This window comes from Psychromonas antarctica, assembly GCF_022267535.1.
Taxonomy (GTDB): Bacteria; Pseudomonadota; Gammaproteobacteria; order Enterobacterales; family Psychromonadaceae; genus Psychromonas; species Psychromonas antarctica.
In genome coordinates this window covers 1-2195 of record NZ_JAHNZV010000212.1, presented here as the reverse complement: position 1 = coordinate 2195, position 2195 = coordinate 1, and the positions used below count along the sequence as shown (strand labels likewise).

The following is a 2195-nucleotide window of genomic DNA, read 5'->3' as shown; positions in this document are numbered from 1 at the left end:
AATATAAACAAATTTTTCTGTTTCTTAGTCAAACCAACACAGCAAAGCGAGATATTATGAAAAATATAGTCGGATTATTTTTATCAACATTAATACTTTGTTATGCATCATTAGCAAACGCAGACAAAACGGTATTAGCGGGCGGCTGTTTCTGGTGCATGGAAGCTGATTTTGAAAAGCTTCCTGGGGTGACCGATGTTGTCTCTGGTTTTACCGGCGGCACAATAGAAAACCCGACCTATCAGGGAAACCATCAGGGGCACTATGAGGCCGTGCAAATAACTTACAATCCCGAAAAAGTGAGTTATCAGGAAATATTAGATCATTATTGGGTAAACATTGATCCCTTTGATGGTATCGGGCAATTCTGCGACAAGGGAGAAAGTTATTTAAGTGCCATTTTTGTCGCCAATGAGCAGCAGCGAAAATTAGCTGAGCAATCGAAGCAAGCTGTAATAAATAAATTTCCAAAGCAAACGGTTGTCACCCCTATTTTAAATGCCAGTACGTTTTATCCTATAAAGGGGAATGAAAGTTATCATCAAGATTATTATAAAAACAACCCAATACGTTATAAAGCTTATCGCTGGAATTGTGGTCGCGATCAACGCTTAAAAGAGATTTGGGGGGATCCGCTTAAGCATCAAGAGATGGCAGATAAAAGTGCTAAATATACCATCCCTAGCAAAGCACTACTAAAAGAAAAATTAACGCCTTTACAATATAAAGTGACACAAGAAGCGGGTACTGAGAAGCCCTTTAATAATGAGTACTGGGATAATAAGCAAGCTGGGATCTATGTAGACATTGTCTCCGGTGAGCCACTTTTTAGCTCGATTGATAAGTACAAGTCCAATACTGGATGGCCAAGTTTTACTAAACCGCTTGAATCTGCAAATATTATTGAAAGGGAAGAGCTAAGCTGGTTTGGAATAAGAACGGAAGTGCTGAGTAAACATGCAGATTCGCATTTAGGGCATGTTTTTAATGATGGTCCAGCCCCAACAGGGCTGCGTTATTGCATGAATTCTGCAGCACTAAGATTTATTCCTAAACAGCAACTAGAAGCACAAGGTTATGGCATGTATAGCAAATTATTTGTCAATAAAGCTGAGTAACAATGTTTAAAGGGGTTGTAATCAAAGTCACTTACTTCCCCCTGCCTTTATCTTCGTGCATTTCTAGTTGTTTGCTTTTGAACTTACCAACGCTCAACACCCCTGCTTATTATACTTGTAATGCGCTTGCCGTGCTTATTCCTGTTATTGAGTTCGTCAAATTTCACGGCCATCAGCTAGCTCAGTTAATTGTGAGTAAATAACGTTAAATTATCAACTTGATAATTTATAATAATTTATAATTATACACATTACAGCGTAGTATTACCTCGTCGGAACAAATCACGAATTAATTAATACTATTTAGGGAGTAAGTTATGAAAATGAATCACGTTGGACTGATGGTTGGCGATATGGATAAAGCCGTTGAGTTTTACACGAAAGCGCTTGGTCTAAGAGTTGTAATGGGTAACACCAAAGTACAAGAAGAGCGTGAGACCGCCATTGGCAGAATGTGTGTGGCGGTTTTTGGTGAGGGTTTCAAAGGCTTTAACATTGCACATCTAGTAACGACTGATGGCATTGGTGTTGAAATGTTTGAAATGAAAGAGCGTCAAGAACGTCACGAAGTTGATTTCTCACGCATTGGCATCTTCCACTTTTGTCTTCAAACAGATGACTTTGAAGGTGCTATTGCACGCACTGAAGAATATGGCGGCAAAGTACGTATGGACATTATGCGCTACCACCCAGAAGACGACAGCAGTCCTGCAAAAATGGTGTACCTAGAAGACCCGTTTGGCAATTTGTTCGAGCTTTATTCGCACACTTATGAAGAAACTTACGCTTCTGACTACGAGTAATTGATTGAATGTAATCAGTGCTTTGCTAATTTATTACAAAGTATGGAATAATTTTACATGCTTATGCACTTAACTCAGGTAAGATAAAAACACGTCAAAAAATTGCACCACAGAGTAAAATGAGAGGAAACAGAGAAAAACATAGAAAATAATAATTATCTTATATTGTAGTCTATTAGTTTTTTCTCTGTGTAGCGCGCAGCGCCTCTGTTAATGAATGCGAACCGAAACGCAGTTTCGCAGTCGCATGAAGTGTGCGTGGTAGTGGTTTTAA

2 protein-coding genes and 1 pseudogene are annotated in these 2195 nt (G+C 38.9%); all 3 read left to right on the top strand.

Annotated elements, in window-relative coordinates; translation table 11 throughout:
- Nucleotides 1-56: 56 nt before the first annotated feature.
- Nucleotides 57-644 (top strand): annotated as a pseudogene (gene msrA / locus KSO91_RS18065) (peptide-methionine (S)-S-oxide reductase MsrA); the annotation flags it as partial.
- A gap of 6 nt (nt 645-650) precedes the next feature.
- Nucleotides 651-1118: a peptide-methionine (R)-S-oxide reductase MsrB gene (gene msrB, locus KSO91_RS18060; RefSeq protein ID WP_238744209.1), complete on the top strand. Its 468-nt coding sequence runs from the start codon at nt 651-653 to the stop codon at nt 1116-1118.
- Nucleotides 1119-1435: 317 nt separating this feature from the next.
- Nucleotides 1436-1921 (top strand): VOC family protein, encoded by a 486-nt coding sequence (locus KSO91_RS16995; protein WP_238744208.1) that lies wholly within the window; start codon nt 1436-1438, stop codon nt 1919-1921.
- The last annotated feature ends 274 nt before the right edge of the window (nt 1922-2195 follow it).